We start from the raw sequence: 15,157 nt of genomic DNA, 5'->3' as shown, positions 1-15,157 counted from the left end.
TCACATGGGTAGTATTCCGTTGCAATACTTTTACGCTGTTCTTGCTACAACACCGACCGCATCACGCAGACGGTTCAAGCCTTCGTCAATTTCATCCTGCTGGATGATCAGTGGCGGCTCGATGCGTATCGTTTGCGCGCTGGTCAATGTCCCAGAGACAAGTACACCGCGCTTGAACAATTCTGAAGCGACCTTGTAACCCAACTCGGGCGTCTGGAAATGCTGGCCGATCAACAAACCTTTACCTGTTACCTTATCATACAACTGCGGGAATTCATCCGCAAGTTCGGTCACTTTTTCGATGATGTAACTGCCTTTTGTGGCCGCACCCTCCCAAAGTCGGTCACGAAGCGTGACGTTGATCGCAGCAATCGCAGCAGAGCAAGCCAGGGCGCCTCCACCGGTAGTCGTCGTATGCATAAAAGGATTCGGGTACATCATCGGATAAAAGATCTCTTCGGTGGTTGTCACTGCACTGATGGGCATCACACCGCCACCAAGGGATTTGGCAGTGGCGATGATATCGGGAGTGACATCCCAATGATTCACACCCCACAGTTTCCCCGTCCGGCCAAGACCCGTTTGCACTTCGTCCGCAATTAAGAGCGTGCCATATTTTTTCGTGGCGGCACGCACACGCGGCCAGAAATCATCCGGCGGAACAATACCGCCCGCTTCACCTTGGATCGGTTCAAAGATAACCGCCGCCACACCGATACCAACCTTCTCACAAATTTCGAGTTGTTTCTCCACTGCGGCCGCATCGCCAAACGGGACGTGATAGACCTGCCCACCATACAGCGTACCCATCGGTTGACGATAATCGGCCTTGCCCATCATTGAGAGCGAGCCCATGGTCTTGCCATGAAAGCCTTTGACCGAAACAATGAATGCTGATTTGCCCGTGTATAGTTTTGCGATCTTTATAGCGGCCTCAATGGCTTCGGTTCCACTTGCGGCGAACCACGAGTATTTCAAATCACCCGGTGTGATCTCTGCCATCAGTTTTGCCAACACGCCGCGCAAGGGATCGATCAATTCCTGCGAAGGCATGGGACTGCGTTTGAGTTGAGCATCAACGGCGGCGATCACGTCAGGATGCGTCCAACCGAGATCGAACATGCCAAAGCCGCCAAGCCAATCGATGAATTTTCGTCCCATCACATCGGTGAAGGTTGCACCCTTGCCCGACCATTCCACCGAGGCCCAATCGCCAGCTTCGGTCACAGACTTGCGATACTCCAACCAATTGCGATTGAAATGTTCGGCAAAATTATTTTTGGATTCGTTGATGATCCATTTGGCTTGAGTCTCTTCAGGGAAATGTTCCTGTTTGATGATATCAAGCCATTGAGATGAATAAGATAATGCGTTGTCGTAGTTCATATAATTCCTATTTGTTCATAATCTGGTGGTTGAGCAGAACGAAGGGCTACTCAACCACCGCTGCTAGTTTCCTTCAACAGTTACTTCACCACCAGCACAGGGACTTTCGAATAATGGACCACGTGCTCAGCAACACCGCCCAACAGCATGTTACTGAAACCGCCCACACCACGCGAACCCATTACGATCACGTCAGGGTTTAATTCATCCACAGCACGTAATATGGCTTCTGCGGCAGGTCCCTCCACGACCACTGCCGAAACCTGTATCCCTTCTGATTTCAGTTGCTCGGCAATCTCCGTAACGATCTCTTTCGCATCTTCCTCCATCATTTGTTTGTACTCTTCCATCATGGCGGCGGCGCGTTTTCGCAAAAAGGAGGCAGACTGATAGGCATGCATCACATCTACACTTGCACCCAGAGACCTGGCAAGGTCAATCGCATATTGCACGGTCTTCTGCGAATATTCTGAACCATCTGTAGGTAAAAGGATTTTTTTGATCATTGGATATTCCTTTGTTATGCTTCCATTTCAATTGGGACTTCAACGTCAGGCTGATCTTTCTTGACGAACTTTTTCAAAATTGGGTAGAGAATCGGCCCTGTGGCGATCGCTCCAATCGAAAGGTAGAGCGCACCGATCCCTTCTTCCTGAATGGTGCTCGTCACAGCAAGAACCAACACGGCCAGCGGGAATATGGTTACCAAGAATATTCCAAACCAACCACCCGGCACACGATATGGACGCTTCATCTTTGGGAACTTGATACGGAAGGCGATCAACGCCGTGAATTCCAACAACAACGCCGCCGAATAAACGATCACATCTACAACCACCAGGCTTGCAAATGCACTGAGCGTGAAGAAGGAATAGATCGTGGCACAGACCACAATCGCCACCCAGGGTGTTTCGTATTTCGGGTGCATCTTTGTGATGCCTTTCGGCAAATATCCATCCTCCGCCATCACAAAGGGCAGGCGTGAGATCGAAAGCAGTAATGCACTAAAAAGCCCTACCGCACTGACCAACCCACCAATCGCAAGCCAGGCGCCCAACCATTGACCACCAATTGCCGCCGCAACCTGTGGGAAATAACCCGCCGTCCAGTTTTCCCAATCGCGTGAAACTGCCAGACCTCCCACTACAGGGAGCAAATATGCCAACGTCACAAGCGGAATGGTGATCGCTAATGTTCGCGGATAATTTTTCTTCGGGTTTTCAATCTCCTCCGAAACCGTGGAGACACCATCCCAACCAAGGTAATTCCACATGACAACGAACAACCCCACGCCAAACGCGCCGAAAACAGATGTATCAGGCGGAACGAAAGGCTCCCAGATCGGGAAAGGATTTTGGATCAAACGTACGATCCCGATCACTGACATAACTGCGAAAGGCGCAAGGATGAACAACCCAAACCAATTGGATGAATCGCCTACATTTTTTGTGCCGCGAATATTCAATCCGGCAAATATCCAGATCACCAACAAAGTAACACCCCAATGGATCCATGGATTTTCAAGGGCATGAATATCGAATTGTTGAACCAGCAACGCAGAAAGATAATCAGCAAACAATACCGGGTAGATCGCCATATCCACAAAAGAAGTAAGCCAACTCCACCAGCCTTCCTGAAATCCCCAAAATGGGCCGAGCGCCTTTTTCACCCAGGCATAATAACCACCTTGCACAGGCATGGCTGTGGAAAGTTCAGCCACCATCAACGCTGTAGGCAAACTCCAAATGATGGGCGTCAATAAAATAAGCAGAAGACTCATGCCGGGCGCGGAATAACCAACCAAATCTTCCAGCCCATAGGCGCCGCCGCTCACCGTGAAAAACATGATCATCACGAGCGGCAACAACGTCAACCGTCGCTGAATGACTCGAACCGGAATACCACTATTCTGCGTTGCACTTATTTCAGCCATGGCTCCTCCTTGTTGATCCAATAAATAAAATTAAAACTTCCTTGTCCATTCCTTGGGCCAGCGTTCCACCACAATTTTCTTCTGCGTGAAGAACTCTACTGCGTCCATGCCCTGCCCGTGCATATCGCCGAAGAACGAATCCTTCCAACCGCTGAACGGGAAGAATGCCATCGGCGCGGCAACACCGATGTTGATGCCGATGTTGCCTGCATCAGCCTCGTATCTAAACTTTCGCGCGGCAGAACCCGATGACGTAAACAGACTCGCTTGATTGCCATACTGTCCGCTGTTGACGAGTTCAATTGCATCGTCAACCGTTTCCACATGCATGAGACTCAACACGGGACCGAAGATCTCTGTCTTTGCGATCTCACTTCCACGCGGGACATCTGCCAAAATCGTGGGACGTACAAAGTTACCGCCTTCATATCCTTTGACTAAAGTTCCGCGTCCATCTACGGGGATGCCTGCTCCTTCCTGGACGCCGAGTCCAATCAACGACTCGACTCTCGCCTTTGACGCCGCATTGATGACCGGTCCCATCTGGACACCGGAGTCCATGCCGTAGCCGACGACACGAGTCGAAGCAGCATCACATATCAGCTCAGTAAAAGTATTTCGGGCTGTACCAACCGTCACTGCGAAAGAGACGGCGAGACAGCGTTGTCCCGCGCATCCGAAGGCAGAGTCCGCAATGATCTTCGTAGCCATGTCCATATCTGCATCCGGCAAAACGATGACAGGATTCTTCGCTCCACCCTGCGCCTGCACACGCTTGCCATGTGACGCGGCGGTGGCGTAAATATATTTTGCGATGTTGGTGGAACCGACAAACGTGATCGCGCGAATGGACGGATGCTCAAGGATGCCATCCACCACATCTTTCGCGCCGTTGACCATGTTGACCACGCCCTTAGGGAAACCAACCTGCTCGATGAGCTTGAAGATGAACTGCATCGTGGTGGGCACTTTTTCAGAAGGCTTAACGATGTAGGTGTTGCCAGCGGCAAGCGCATACGGCAGATACCAAAACGGGATCATGCCAGGGAAGTTGAACGGCGCGATCGTGGCGCACACACCCACGGGCTGACGGATCATGATCTCGTCAATGCCAGGGGCAATATCTTCGACGAATTCGCCCTTGCTCATGTGCGGCATTCCGCAAGCGACTTCGATATTCTCAAAGGCGCGCACCATCTCGGCCTTGGCTTCTTCGAAGGTCTTGCCACATTCTTCAGTGATGAGTTTGGCAATCTCATCATGATTGGAACGCATGAGGTCGCGCAGTTTGAAAAGATACTGCACGCGATCATTGACCGGCACACGCCGCCACGAAATATACGCTTCACTGGCGGCTTTCGCCGCTGAGTCCACATCCGCTTTTGTGCCGAGCGGAGTCTTGGCGATCACCAGTCCCGTAGCGGGGTTGATGACATCGAAATATTCTTTGACGGTGGGCTTGACCCATTCGCCGTTGATGTAGTTGAGGATTTCCATGAGTTCTCCAGATGATTAGATAATTAGAGAGTAGATGATTAGTTGAAACTATTATCCAATCATCTACTCTCTATTCTCTTTATTTCAATTGTTTATCCGCAACTTCCAGCGCCTTCTCGACGATAGCGAGACCTTCGTCGATTTGTTCCTGCGTGATGCACAACGGCGGAACAATGAAGACCATACTGCCCATGTTGTTCGCCATGATGAAGGTGAACAGTCCGTTTTGGCGCAAGACCTTGCCAACTTCCGCCATGACGACAGGCGAGAAGCTTTCCTTGGTCTCACGGTTGACGACCAACTCAATCGTTGAGAACAAGCCGATGTAACGTACATCGCCCACGGAGACATGTCTCGCTTTGATATCTTCCAACGCTTCGCCGAGATATTTTCCGAGCAAAGCGGCATTTTCAATTAGCTTATCTTCTTCGTAGACTTCGATTGTTGCCAATGCAGTAGCACAAGAAAGCGCATGCGCGCTATATGTGAGACCCGCATAGAAATATTTATCATCGAAGAACTTGGCGATCTTCTCAGAGACAATGACCGCACCGAGCGGGGTGTATCCGCTGGTGATGCCCTTGGCGGTGGTAATGATGTCCGGAGTCACATTCCAGTTGTCCACGGCGAACCATTTGCCGGTGCGTCCCCATCCGCTCATGACCTCGTCAGAGATCAACAAGATGCCATACTTGTCGCACAACTCACGCACGCGAGGCCAATAATCATCGGGCGGGACGATGAGTCCGTTTGAGCCAACCACACCTTCCATGATGATCGCGGCGATCTTGTCAGGTCCTTCATATTTAATGACTTCTTCCAAATGGGAAATACATTCCCGTTTGCATGACTCAGGTTTCTGCCCAAACGGACAGCGATAACAGAATGGGTCAAGGAAATGGACTCCGCCCGGCATGACCGGCTCCACTGCAAGGCGGCGGTAATCGCCTGTCAACGCAATTGAGCCATGCGTCGCACCGTGATACGAGCGATAGCGCGCAAGGATCTTATGGCGCCCCGTATAGAAGCGCGCAATCTTGATCGCATTCTCATTTGCTTCCGAGCCACCAAGCGCAAAAAAGGTCTTTTTCAAATCACCCGGCGTCACTTCTGCCAACTTTTTGCCGAGCAAACCACGCGCTTCCGTAGCGTTGCCCGGATGAGTGAAAGTCAACTGCGCGGCCTGGTCTTGAATGGCTTTGATAACTTTGGGATGTTGATGCCCGATATTGGTGTTCATCAGTTGGGACGAGAAATCCAAATAGCGTTTCCCGTCCGCATCCCAGAAGTACACGCCTTCCGCTTTGGTCACAGGAATAGGATTCACCTGTCCCTGCACGGACCAGGAGAAGAAAGTGTATTCTTTGTTGAGGTCAATGATTTCTTGGGATGTTAGTTTTGTCATAGAGACTCCATATAAAAAGTTGAAGGTCAAACGTTTAACTTTCAACGTTTGACCTTCAATAAATCAATTCTTCACTTCCTTTACGATCTCAGCATAGACGCTTAATGTTTCATCTACATCGGCATCTGAATGGTCGTAACACATAAACCACGGTTCTCGCGAATCATAGTCAGGCATCACACCTTTGGCGATGGCTTTTTCAACAAGCTTGAGATACAAGTCATGATCGCTTTTCGCCCAGTCTCGTTGACAGGTCACAGCTTCGACTCCTAAGGAGAACGAGAACATGGCCGGGTACCCAGTCATCGCGGCGGGGATATCGTTCTCTTCGAAGATATCCTTCAAGCCATCCATGAGGCGTTGTCCGCGTTGTGCGATGGCCTTCAGAATCGGTTTTGATTTCAACAGGCTTAAGGTCGCATACGCGCCAGCAATACCGGGCTTGTTATTTGTGTACGTCCCGCCTTGCGCTACGCCCTGTCCAATAATGGACATGATCTCTTTCTTGCCACCAAATGCCGCAATCGGGTATCCGTTGCCAAGAGCCTTCGCATACGTTGCAAGGTCAGGTTTGATTCCGTAATACTCTTGCGCACCACCGTTGGCAATACGGAAACCAGTCTTCACTTCATCGAGAATAAAGACACAGCCATATTCTTCCGTCTTCTTGCGGATCAATTCAAGGAAGCCATCCTGCGGATTGATTGCTGCACAATTTCCCTGACACGGTTCAGAGATCACAGCCGCGATCTGCTCGCCATACGAACGCATCACACGCTCAAAGCCATCGAAATCATTAAATGGAAGTGTGATAATGAATTCCCGCATCGTCTTCGGGATGCCTGAGGAGGCCGGCACCGGAATTGGACTACGCCGATTCCCATACGCTTCAACAGGAGCATATGTCGACCACAATGTATGGTCATGGAAACCATGATAGTTACCCTCGAACTTCAGGATCAAGTCACGCCCGGTATAAGCACGTGCCACGCGAATGGCATGCATGGTCGCTTCTGTCCCTGAACACGCCATGCGGACCATCTCCACTGCGGGAGCCATCTCTGTGATCATCTCAGCGACAGCGATCTCCAGTTCCCCGGTCATGGCAAAAAGGATTCCGCGTTGGATCTCTTCAATTACTTTCGAATCAACTTCGGGGTAGGAATGACCGAGGATAATTGGTCCAAAGGCCATGCGATAATCGATATACTTATTCCCATCAACGTCCCATAAATACGCACCTTTTGCTTTTTCAACATACGGTGTAATCTCTTCCCCCCAAAATCGAAAATTAGAATTGACCCCCAATGGCATAATTTTCTGCGCACGCTTTTGTAACGCATGTGTCTTTGGACCGAACATTATTTTCTCCTTAATATGAATTAATCAGTGGCAGACAAACCTTTTTCTTCTGAAATCTCCCGCGCAATCCTCTCCGGTACACGCCATTGATACACATCTTTGATGATCAATGGGACTATCGATGTTGTTGTTTTCCGTACACCCGGAACTTTACGAACAATCTCTGTGATAAATTGATAGATCTCTGCCGTATCTTTTGCCACCACTTGAATACTTACATCTGATTCCCCAATACCGCATGCCACATAACTGACATTGTCATATTGCGCCATTTTTTTTGCGACTTCAAGAATTCGATCTGATTCGACCTCCAGCCACACATCAGCGATAGTAGTCAAACCGAACGCTTGAGGCTTTGCTACAGCACTGACCTGGATGATCCCTGCGTCGACCATGCGATCAATTCGATAGCGAACTGCACGCTCAGAGATATCTTCAATGCGACGGGCAATCTCTGAGGAGGGCATGCGCCCGTCCTCTAGAAGGATATTGACGATTTTTATATCTATTTTGTCGAAATTATACATACTTCATGTATTCTATTTCCGAAAACTACATGTGTCAAGGCGAATGCCATCCACTTTGTATGCAAAGCTCATTTTTCAATCTTGTTTCTCGTACGAGATACAAGAAAACATACACTCATCCACAAAACGACAATGTGCAAATTGAAATAACAAGAACTTACAACGCGTCGTCAACATACGGATTGAAACATATTTCACATTGACTGATGCTTCTCAAACATGTATAATCCGCTTTCGGCATTATTTCAAAACGTAGGAGTTAATTATGGAAACTATCAGCACTGTGTCAGAAGTGACACTGGAACCCAAAACAAAATTAAGTGGCAAAGTATTAAAGACTACACTCGCAGGCGCTTTGGTCGATGTTGGCCAGGCTCTCCCGGGTGTTGTCCACATTTCACAACTTAGCAAAGATGCTGTCAACAAGGTTGAAGATGTTGTGAAAGAAGGCCAGACTGTGGATGTGTGGGTACGACGCGTCAAGAAAGATCGCATCGAACTCACAATGATCGAACCCCTAGCCTTGGATTGGAAAGAGATCGAACCTGATATGGTTGTAAAAGGCAAAGTTGTCCGCCTTGAAACCTATGGAGCTTTTGTTGAGATCGGTGCAGAACGCCCCGGCATGATCCACGTCAGTGAACTTGCACATGGATACGTCAAGACCCCGAACGAGATCGTTAAAGAAGGCGACGAGATCGAAGCCAAGGTTCTCGATGTCAATCGCAAGAAGAAACAGATCAAGTTGAGCATGAAAGCCTTGGAACCGGAGATCGAAGAATTCAAGCCGGCGAAAAAGGATAATAGAAAGAGTGGCAAGCCCGGGTCCAAGAGAGAAGAAGCGGAAGCTGTCCAGCAAGAAGAACCCAAGGAACCCGAATTGACCGCGATGCAGATCGCCTGGCAAGAAGCGTTAAATCGTTCCAACGAAGGCCGGGATTTGAAAATGAGAAAGAACAAGGTATCAGTTTCTGATGAGCAGGAAGAATTACTGAACCGCACATTGAAGAAACGCCTCCCCACTGGCGGATAAAACTCTAAAGAATAAAAAAGAGCGAGTTGTACACTCGCTCTTTTTTGATTCACACAGAGACATCACTCATATATCGAGCGTAAGCTTCGGGGCGTATAAACAGCAAAATAAATACCCCTGAAAAGAACCCGCCTAAATGAGCCCAATAATTTACTTGATAGTCCGCTTTGTCAACTAATATTTCAACCGCAGGGATAATTTGCAGAGCAAAAAAATAGGCCACGATCCAGAAAGCCCGAACACGTGGCCAAAGAGGGACAAAGCTTATGAATACCAATGTTCGAATGCGGGCACCCGGGTACAACAATAAATACGCGCCCATCAAACCAAATATAGCTCCGCTTGCCCCAATACCTGGAATTGGCGAATCGTACAGCACAACCGCAAACAACAGATTGGCGCATGTTCCAGCAAATAGATAAAACGCGATAAATCGCCATGGGCCACATGCATCTTCTACACGTCTGCCGAAAACCCAAAGCGGAAGCATGTTGCCCAACAAATGGAATAGATCGCCATGAAGGAAAATGGCAGTAACGTTTGATATCACCCCGCCACCCACCATTTGATGGATCAGTCGCGGCGTTATCCCGAACTTCATGTAATACTCCCATACATTATCAACTGTATATCGTTCAGCGTAAAAAACAAAACAATTCACCAAAATCAAAAGGATGGTGACAATCGGGAAGAAGGAATATCGATTTTTCTCTGTGTCATTCAGCGGGATCATCGCAGCACCTTAGAACAACTTTGGCGGGATCTGAAAGTTAGATAAACGATTGAACGAATCTAGAACAATCAGCACGATCGGAAGCAAAACCAATATCCAACCTACGGCCGCCAAGGTCATACGCGCAAATGCAGACCCATCTCCTTTTTCAGCGAACAAGCCATGCCAAACCCAATGGCGCGACCGTACATCCGATATCGCAATAAAGTAGCTTCCCAAGATCACCAACGGGAACGCTAGCCACAAATAAATCATCTGGTTTTTGAACGGATTTAATCCCACCTGTATCAACACAAGACTCAAATATAGCAATGGCCAGGTAAAGGTCAAACGCGCAATGGACACATTCGGCGATACATATTGAACTTTGTCAGCCTGCAGTTGCTCAATACGCGTAATCTTTTTATATATCTCATTGAAAGCATTTGTATCTTTTGTCTTGGCGGCTTCCACCTTGTAAATCTCCAGCGCTTCCGCGAATTTCCCGTCCTGCTCAAGAAATTTAGCAGTTTCCAAAGGACTGCGTCGAGGTGTGCTTTTTTGAGGTTCTTGTTTCTTTTGTATCTCCTGCCCTATAGTTGAGGATTGTCTCTTATTCTTCAAACTTTCAAGATAAGCTTGCGCTTTAAGATTTGAAGGATTAATAATTAACACGTTCTCACAGGCAATGATTTTATCCTCAAGCGAGTCAACCAAGCCAGCAAGCCACATCCAAGCCAACTCATTTTGAGGATCATTCTCAACCACCCTCAAGAAAATATCACGCGCGTCAACGTTTTTTCCTGCACGCGCCAGATCAACAGCTTCTCGAATAAGGTTTGGCGAATCCGCCCCCATATAATTTATCCTCCTTGCGCCTCTTGCAATTCTTTTATGAACTTTTCTTTATTTGCAGAACGCGCAGTTTTTCCACTTGAGGTTTTGATGATCCATTTCGGATCCACCACTTTGACGTACCGTAAAGCAACCGCTGAGTTCTTCGTTACATGTAAGCGGATCGCATCGGCAATTTTTTGTTGCTCTACCGCATCGTCCGTATCTACTTCTGCAATCACAACAACATCTTCAGTCCCTTGCGCTTCATCATACATGCCGAACGCCACAGACCTCCCACCGTGTACGCCGGGCACTTCATAAGTCAACGATTCCAAATCCTGCGGGTACACATTCTTGCCGCCCACAATGATCATATCTTTTTTACGGCCAGAAACAAACACATCCCCATTCGCAATGTATCCGTAATCACCCGTCAAATACCATCCATCCACAAACGCTTTCTGAGTGGCATCCTCACGGTTGTAATATCCCGTCAACATGCAATCACTTTGCAAAGCAACTTCGCCAATAACACGTTCGGGCACATCTTGCCCTTGCTCATCAAGGATTCGGATCTTCACATTCTCCAACGGACGCCCTGACGACATCATCTTCATGGATGGACGCCCATCAAACGGACTCTTCGCCACACGCTCGCTCATGAACGATTCCCGGTCAATCTCATCGACAACTGGTACGCTCCCCAAAGGACTTTGAGTTACACAGAAAACGTTCTCTGCCATCGCATAGGACGTTTGCAACGCTTCCAGCTTGAGACCAAAACCCTTGAAACGTTCATAGAAGGCGTTATGACTTTCCCAACGAACAGGTTCAGAGCAGTTAACAACCGCACGCAATGAAGATAGATCCACATCTTCAAGGTGACGATCTCGTATCTTTTGCGCGCAAAAGTTGTAGGCAAAGTTTGGGAGCCAAGTCAATGTGCCGCGATATTTTGTAATGGATTGCATCAACTTATATGGCGCGCGCACCCAATCAAACGGAGACATCAACACCAATGGAACCCCTGACAAGATGGGCATGATAAACCCAGCAATCAACCCCATATCATGGTAAAGCGGAAGCCAGGAAACAGCCACATCTTCATCGCTTAGAGCAAGCGCCTTACTGTAGGCATCAAGTTGATTGAACACAGATTGATGAGAAAGCGCAACGCCTTTTTGCAATCCTGTTGTCCCTGATGAGTGTTGTAAGAGAACAATATCGTCAGGTTTTCTTTTGAAACCCGCAAGTGTGTCGAAATCCAGCTCGGTCTGCGGTTCAATTTGATTTGTGACGACCACCTTACGAACCGAATCTCCATCTCTAAGCGCCGAACGAACTTCGTTTTCAAATTCTGGATACGTCACAATCGCGGCAGGTTTTGTCACAGACATTAATGAGGATAAGTCTGCACGATAACGTTCGGGGGAAAGCTTCTCCGTTAGAAACGGCATGATGGATGGAATCGCGCCATGCAGAATCGCACCCCAGAATGCGTAAAGCAAATCTTCACTGTGTTGAAGAATGAGGACAATCACTTCGCCGGGTTGAATCCCTTCGCGGGCATATGTGTGCGCAAAGGATTGAGAACCGCGCAGAAGCTGATCGAGCGAGACAGAAAAATCGTCAGCGTTGGGAAATTGCAGAGTAACAGCAACCCGCTCCGGGGTCCGCTCGTGAAGCGCTTTTAGTCGTTCAGGAAAAATCATGATTGACGAGATTCGATCAAAGAAGCGAGTTGAGTCAAATTGTCGAAGGTATCCGCATTGAGTTCAGTGTCTTCGATGCGAACGCCAAAGTTGTCTTCGACAAACAAAGCAACATCCATGAGGCTGAACGAATCGATCAAGCCGCTGGAGATCAAAGGCTCATCGGCGGAAATAGCACGATTGGGTTGCTTCAAAATATCAGTTGCAAGAAATACAGAAAGCTTTGTGATGAGATCAGACATGATCCCTCCTTAGTTGGTGGAGCGTAGATACGCTTCCATGAATTCATCAAGGTCGCCATCGAGCACTGCCTGTGTGTTACCGGTTTCATGCTCAGTGCGATGGTCCTTGACCATTTGATAGGGATGTAATACATACGAACGGATTTGGCTCCCCCACTCAGCCTTGGTATATTCACCGCGCAGAACGGCACGCTCTTCTTCACGTTCAGCCTGCCGAAGTTCAAGCAAACGGCCGCGCAAAATTTTCATAGCGAATTCACGATTTTGCGTCTGCGAGCGTTCGTTTTGACAAGTGACGACAATCCCTGTTGGGATATGTGTAAGACGAACGGCAGTTGCATTCTTTTGCACGTTCTGCCCACCCGCGCCGGAAGAACGATAGACATCCATTTTGATATCGCCGGGGTCAATATCCACTTCAGCATCGTCCATTGCAACTTGAGGCAAGACCTCGATCAAAGCAAAGGATGTATGCCTGCGGTGTGCAGCGTCAAAAGGTGAAAGACGAACCAAACGATGAACACCCTTTTCTGAACGGAGATACCCAAAGGCATACTCGCCATTGATGGCAATGGTCGCGCTTTTGATACCCGCTTCTTCGCCATCGGTAGAGTCAAATATTTCAGTGGAGAAACCACGCTCTTCTGCCCAGCGAAGATACATGCGCTCAAGCATGGCGGCCCAATCTTGTGAGTCGGTACCACCTGCACCCGCATGGATGGCAAGGATGGCAGAATCCTGATCGTATTTACCGGAGAGCATAGCAGTAAACGAACGCTTTTCAAGTTCAGCTTCGATGGAAGCGACCTCACTTTCGAGTTCGACACGCAGGCTTTCATCGTCCAGTTGGGCTAATTCAAGAGCATCACGCAAACGACGCGAAAAAACGCGCCACGACTCGACTTCGTTCTTGACCGCGTTATATTGCTTCATCACCTTTTGAGCTTCAGATGGATTCCCCCAAAAATCAGGCGCCTCTATTTCTTTTTCAAGTCCGGAAAGTTGTTGTTCTTTGCCAACGAAGTCAAAGACGCACCATTAATTGCTGAGTTAAGTCCTGTGATGGTTTCAAGCGGTTGATAAGGTCTTGCATTGTTTCTCCTTTTTACTAAGAAGCGCAGGAGTGACTTCCTGCATTCCAAATCTATTTTCCTAATATCCCTTGAATAAATGCGTCGGGATCAAACAACGTCAGATCTTCGGGCTTTTCACCAAGGCCCGCAAACATAATAGGCAGACCAAGTTCACGCTGAATGGCAAACGCCATGCCACCACGTGCAGAAGAATCCAGTTTAGATAAAATCACACCGTTCACACCCACTGCTTCTTTAAAAGCCTTGGCTTGTTGCATTGCGTTTTGTCCTGTGGTCGCATCCAACACAAGCCATACTTCGTGAGGTGCTCCGGGTAAAGCTTTACCGATCACACGATTGACCTTTTTTAACTCTTCCATCAAGTTGAATTTGGTTTGTAATCTTCCAGCAGTGTCGATCAGGATGATGTCTACGCCGCGAGCTGTTCCTGCTTGAACAGCATTGAATGCCACCGCTCCGGGATCGGACTCGGGCGCGCCCGCGATCACATCGACCTTCAACCTGTCTCCCCATACCTGAAGCTGGTCCACCGCTGCGGCACGGAAGGTATCTGCCGCGCCAAAGAGAAGAGATTTCCCTTCGTTGTGAAAACGCTGTCCGAGTTTGGCGATGGTGGTTGTTTTGCCAGAGCCATTGACTCCGACCATCATGATGACGGACGGTTTATTAGTCCATGTGAAGGCTGGTGGGACGGAGAGTCTGGAGCGAAGTTCAGCTCGAAGGGCATCCCAAAGCTCATCAGAGCGAGTCAGGCCTTCGGTCCGCACGATACGGCGCATTGAATCCAGAATTTCAGTCGCCGTTTCGATTCCCAAGTCAGCTTGTACAAGCAATGATTCCAGTTCATCCCAAGTATCTTGCGTGATCTCGGTTGCACCAAGAATGGATTTGAGCCTTCCAAATGTTGTCTTGCTCGTTTTAGCGAGGCCTTCTCTCCATTTTGAAAATAGTTCAGCCATAGCGGGCGATTATATCATGCAGGGTATTGTGATATACTTTTTTATCGTTCAAGGTTTTTCAAAATAAACCCCAAATTTTTGAACAAATAAAGGTGTAATACGATGTCTAATGAACCTATTCATGTAACTGATGCCGCATTTGAGAAGACAGTCCTTCAGTCTACTGTGCCGGTAATCGTTGATTTCTGGGCGCCGTGGTGCGGTCCTTGCAAAATGATCGCGCCTATTCTCGATAAGCTTGCCAAGGAATATGATGGCAAGGTCGTCATCGCCAAGGTCAACACAGACGAGAATCCCGAATGGATGATGAAATACGGGATTCAGGGAATCCCGACCATGCTCTTTGTTGCAGGCGGCAAAATCGTGCATCGCCAGGTCGGTGCACTACCGGAGCGCATGTTGCGCGATACGGTAACACAATTCCTGGAGGTAGCTGGTCAGTCATAGCCCCACAAGGA

Annotated in this window: 14 protein-coding genes and 1 pseudogene; 2 read left to right on the top strand and 13 right to left on the bottom strand. The window is 48.5% G+C overall.

The genetic code is table 11. From position 1 onward, the window contains the following. Nucleotides 1-30 precede the first annotated feature (30 nt). The 7 genes from IPP66_13900 to IPP66_13870 form a co-directional block, all read right to left on the bottom strand. Nucleotides 31-1,386 carry an aminotransferase class III-fold pyridoxal phosphate-dependent enzyme gene (locus tag IPP66_13900; GenBank protein ID MBK9926366.1) on the bottom strand — a complete coding sequence of 452 codons (1,356 nt, stop codon included), beginning with the start codon at nt 1,384-1,386 and terminating at the stop codon, nt 31-33. A gap of 80 nt (nt 1,387-1,466) precedes the next feature. Then, complete coding sequence (locus IPP66_13895) at nt 1,467-1,892, bottom strand: universal stress protein (GenBank protein ID MBK9926365.1); 426 nt, start codon at nt 1,890-1,892, stop codon at nt 1,467-1,469. Nucleotides 1,893-1,906: 14 nt separating this feature from the next. Then, nucleotides 1,907-3,319, bottom strand: a complete 1,413-nt coding sequence (locus tag IPP66_13890; GenBank protein ID MBK9926364.1) for an APC family permease — start codon at nt 3,317-3,319, stop codon at nt 1,907-1,909. Between the two features lie 30 nt (nt 3,320-3,349). Then, nucleotides 3,350-4,816: a CoA-acylating methylmalonate-semialdehyde dehydrogenase gene (locus IPP66_13885; protein ID MBK9926363.1), complete on the bottom strand. Its 1,467-nt coding sequence runs from the start codon at nt 4,814-4,816 to the stop codon at nt 3,350-3,352. A 79-nt stretch (nt 4,817-4,895) separates the two neighbouring features. Continuing rightward, entirely contained in the window at nt 4,896-6,221 is a 1,326-nt protein-coding gene (locus IPP66_13880) for an aminotransferase class III-fold pyridoxal phosphate-dependent enzyme (GenBank protein ID MBK9926362.1), read from the bottom strand. A 63-nt stretch (nt 6,222-6,284) separates the two neighbouring features. Then, complete coding sequence (locus IPP66_13875; protein MBK9926361.1) at nt 6,285-7,583, bottom strand: aspartate aminotransferase family protein; 1,299 nt, start codon at nt 7,581-7,583, stop codon at nt 6,285-6,287. A 20-nt stretch (nt 7,584-7,603) separates the two neighbouring features. Next, a complete protein-coding gene (locus IPP66_13870) occupies nt 7,604-8,110 on the bottom strand; it encodes an Lrp/AsnC family transcriptional regulator (GenBank protein MBK9926360.1) in 507 nt (168 codons plus the stop codon). Between the two features lie 265 nt (nt 8,111-8,375). Between IPP66_13870 and IPP66_13865 the strand changes: the two genes are divergently transcribed. After that, nucleotides 8,376-9,143, top strand: coding sequence for a S1 RNA-binding domain-containing protein (locus tag IPP66_13865; GenBank protein MBK9926359.1), 768 nt, complete (start codon nt 8,376-8,378; stop codon nt 9,141-9,143). 49 nt (nt 9,144-9,192) lie between these two features. Here IPP66_13865 and IPP66_13860 read toward each other — a convergent pair whose 3' ends face one another. From IPP66_13860 to ftsY, 6 genes and pseudogenes are all read right to left on the bottom strand, one after another. After that, nucleotides 9,193-9,744: a rhomboid family intramembrane serine protease gene (locus tag IPP66_13860; protein ID MBK9926358.1), complete on the bottom strand. Its 552-nt coding sequence runs from the start codon at nt 9,742-9,744 to the stop codon at nt 9,193-9,195. A gap of 141 nt (nt 9,745-9,885) precedes the next feature. After that, complete coding sequence (locus IPP66_13855; GenBank protein MBK9926357.1) at nt 9,886-10,713, bottom strand: hypothetical protein; 828 nt, start codon at nt 10,711-10,713, stop codon at nt 9,886-9,888. Between the two features lie 5 nt (nt 10,714-10,718). Continuing rightward, nucleotides 10,719-12,404: an AMP-binding protein gene (locus tag IPP66_13850; GenBank protein MBK9926356.1), complete on the bottom strand. Its 1,686-nt coding sequence runs from the start codon at nt 12,402-12,404 to the stop codon at nt 10,719-10,721. Further along, nucleotides 12,401-12,646 carry an acyl carrier protein gene (locus tag IPP66_13845; GenBank protein MBK9926355.1) on the bottom strand — a complete coding sequence of 82 codons (246 nt, stop codon included), beginning with the start codon at nt 12,644-12,646 and terminating at the stop codon, nt 12,401-12,403. Before IPP66_13845 ends, IPP66_13850 begins: the two co-directional genes overlap by 4 nt. Before the next feature lie 9 nt (nt 12,647-12,655). Continuing rightward, nucleotides 12,656-13,678, bottom strand: a pseudogene (gene prfB, locus IPP66_13840) (peptide chain release factor 2). 112 nt (nt 13,679-13,790) lie between these two features. Next, nucleotides 13,791-14,699 carry a signal recognition particle-docking protein FtsY gene (gene ftsY, locus IPP66_13835; protein ID MBK9926354.1) on the bottom strand — a complete coding sequence of 303 codons (909 nt, stop codon included), beginning with the start codon at nt 14,697-14,699 and terminating at the stop codon, nt 13,791-13,793. A gap of 102 nt (nt 14,700-14,801) precedes the next feature. Here ftsY and trxA point away from each other — a divergent pair, with 102 nt between their 5' ends. Next, entirely contained in the window at nt 14,802-15,146 is a 345-nt protein-coding gene (trxA, locus tag IPP66_13830; GenBank protein ID MBK9926353.1) for a thioredoxin, read from the top strand. Nucleotides 15,147-15,157 lie beyond the last annotated feature (11 nt).

The sequence above is a fragment of the Candidatus Defluviilinea proxima genome, assembly GCA_016721115.1.
Taxonomy (GTDB): domain Bacteria; phylum Chloroflexota; class Anaerolineae; order Anaerolineales; family Villigracilaceae; genus Defluviilinea; species Defluviilinea proxima.
Note: the sequence above shows the minus strand (reverse complement) of the source record. Positions and strands in the feature narration are given on the sequence as shown.

What these genes read in the sequence shown, in the direction of transcription:
- IPP66_13900 (MBK9926366.1), bottom strand. Translation starts at nt 1,386, where the DNA reads ATGAACTACGACAACGCATTATCTTATTCATCTCAATGGCTTGATATC.
- IPP66_13895 (MBK9926365.1), bottom strand. Translation starts at nt 1,892, where the DNA reads ATGATCAAAAAAATCCTTTTACCTACAGATGGTTCAGAATATTCGCAG.
- IPP66_13890 (MBK9926364.1), bottom strand. Translation starts at nt 3,319, where the DNA reads ATGGCTGAAATAAGTGCAACGCAGAATAGTGGTATTCCGGTTCGAGTC.
- IPP66_13885 (MBK9926363.1), bottom strand. Translation starts at nt 4,816, where the DNA reads ATGGAAATCCTCAACTACATCAACGGCGAATGGGTCAAGCCCACCGTC.
- IPP66_13880 (MBK9926362.1), bottom strand. Translation starts at nt 6,221, where the DNA reads ATGACAAAACTAACATCCCAAGAAATCATTGACCTCAACAAAGAATAC.
- IPP66_13875 (MBK9926361.1), bottom strand. Translation starts at nt 7,583, where the DNA reads ATGTTCGGTCCAAAGACACATGCGTTACAAAAGCGTGCGCAGAAAATT.
- IPP66_13870 (MBK9926360.1), bottom strand. Translation starts at nt 8,110, where the DNA reads ATGTATAATTTCGACAAAATAGATATAAAAATCGTCAATATCCTTCTA.
- IPP66_13865 (MBK9926359.1), top strand. Translation starts at nt 8,376, where the DNA reads ATGGAAACTATCAGCACTGTGTCAGAAGTGACACTGGAACCCAAAACA.
- IPP66_13860 (MBK9926358.1), bottom strand. Translation starts at nt 9,744, where the DNA reads ATGAAGTTCGGGATAACGCCGCGACTGATCCATCAAATGGTGGGTGGC.
- IPP66_13855 (MBK9926357.1), bottom strand. Translation starts at nt 10,713, where the DNA reads ATGGGGGCGGATTCGCCAAACCTTATTCGAGAAGCTGTTGATCTGGCG.
- IPP66_13850 (MBK9926356.1), bottom strand. Translation starts at nt 12,404, where the DNA reads ATGATTTTTCCTGAACGACTAAAAGCGCTTCACGAGCGGACCCCGGAG.
- IPP66_13845 (MBK9926355.1), bottom strand. Translation starts at nt 12,646, where the DNA reads ATGTCTGATCTCATCACAAAGCTTTCTGTATTTCTTGCAACTGATATT.
- ftsY (MBK9926354.1), bottom strand. Translation starts at nt 14,699, where the DNA reads ATGGCTGAACTATTTTCAAAATGGAGAGAAGGCCTCGCTAAAACGAGC.
- trxA (MBK9926353.1), top strand. Translation starts at nt 14,802, where the DNA reads ATGTCTAATGAACCTATTCATGTAACTGATGCCGCATTTGAGAAGACA.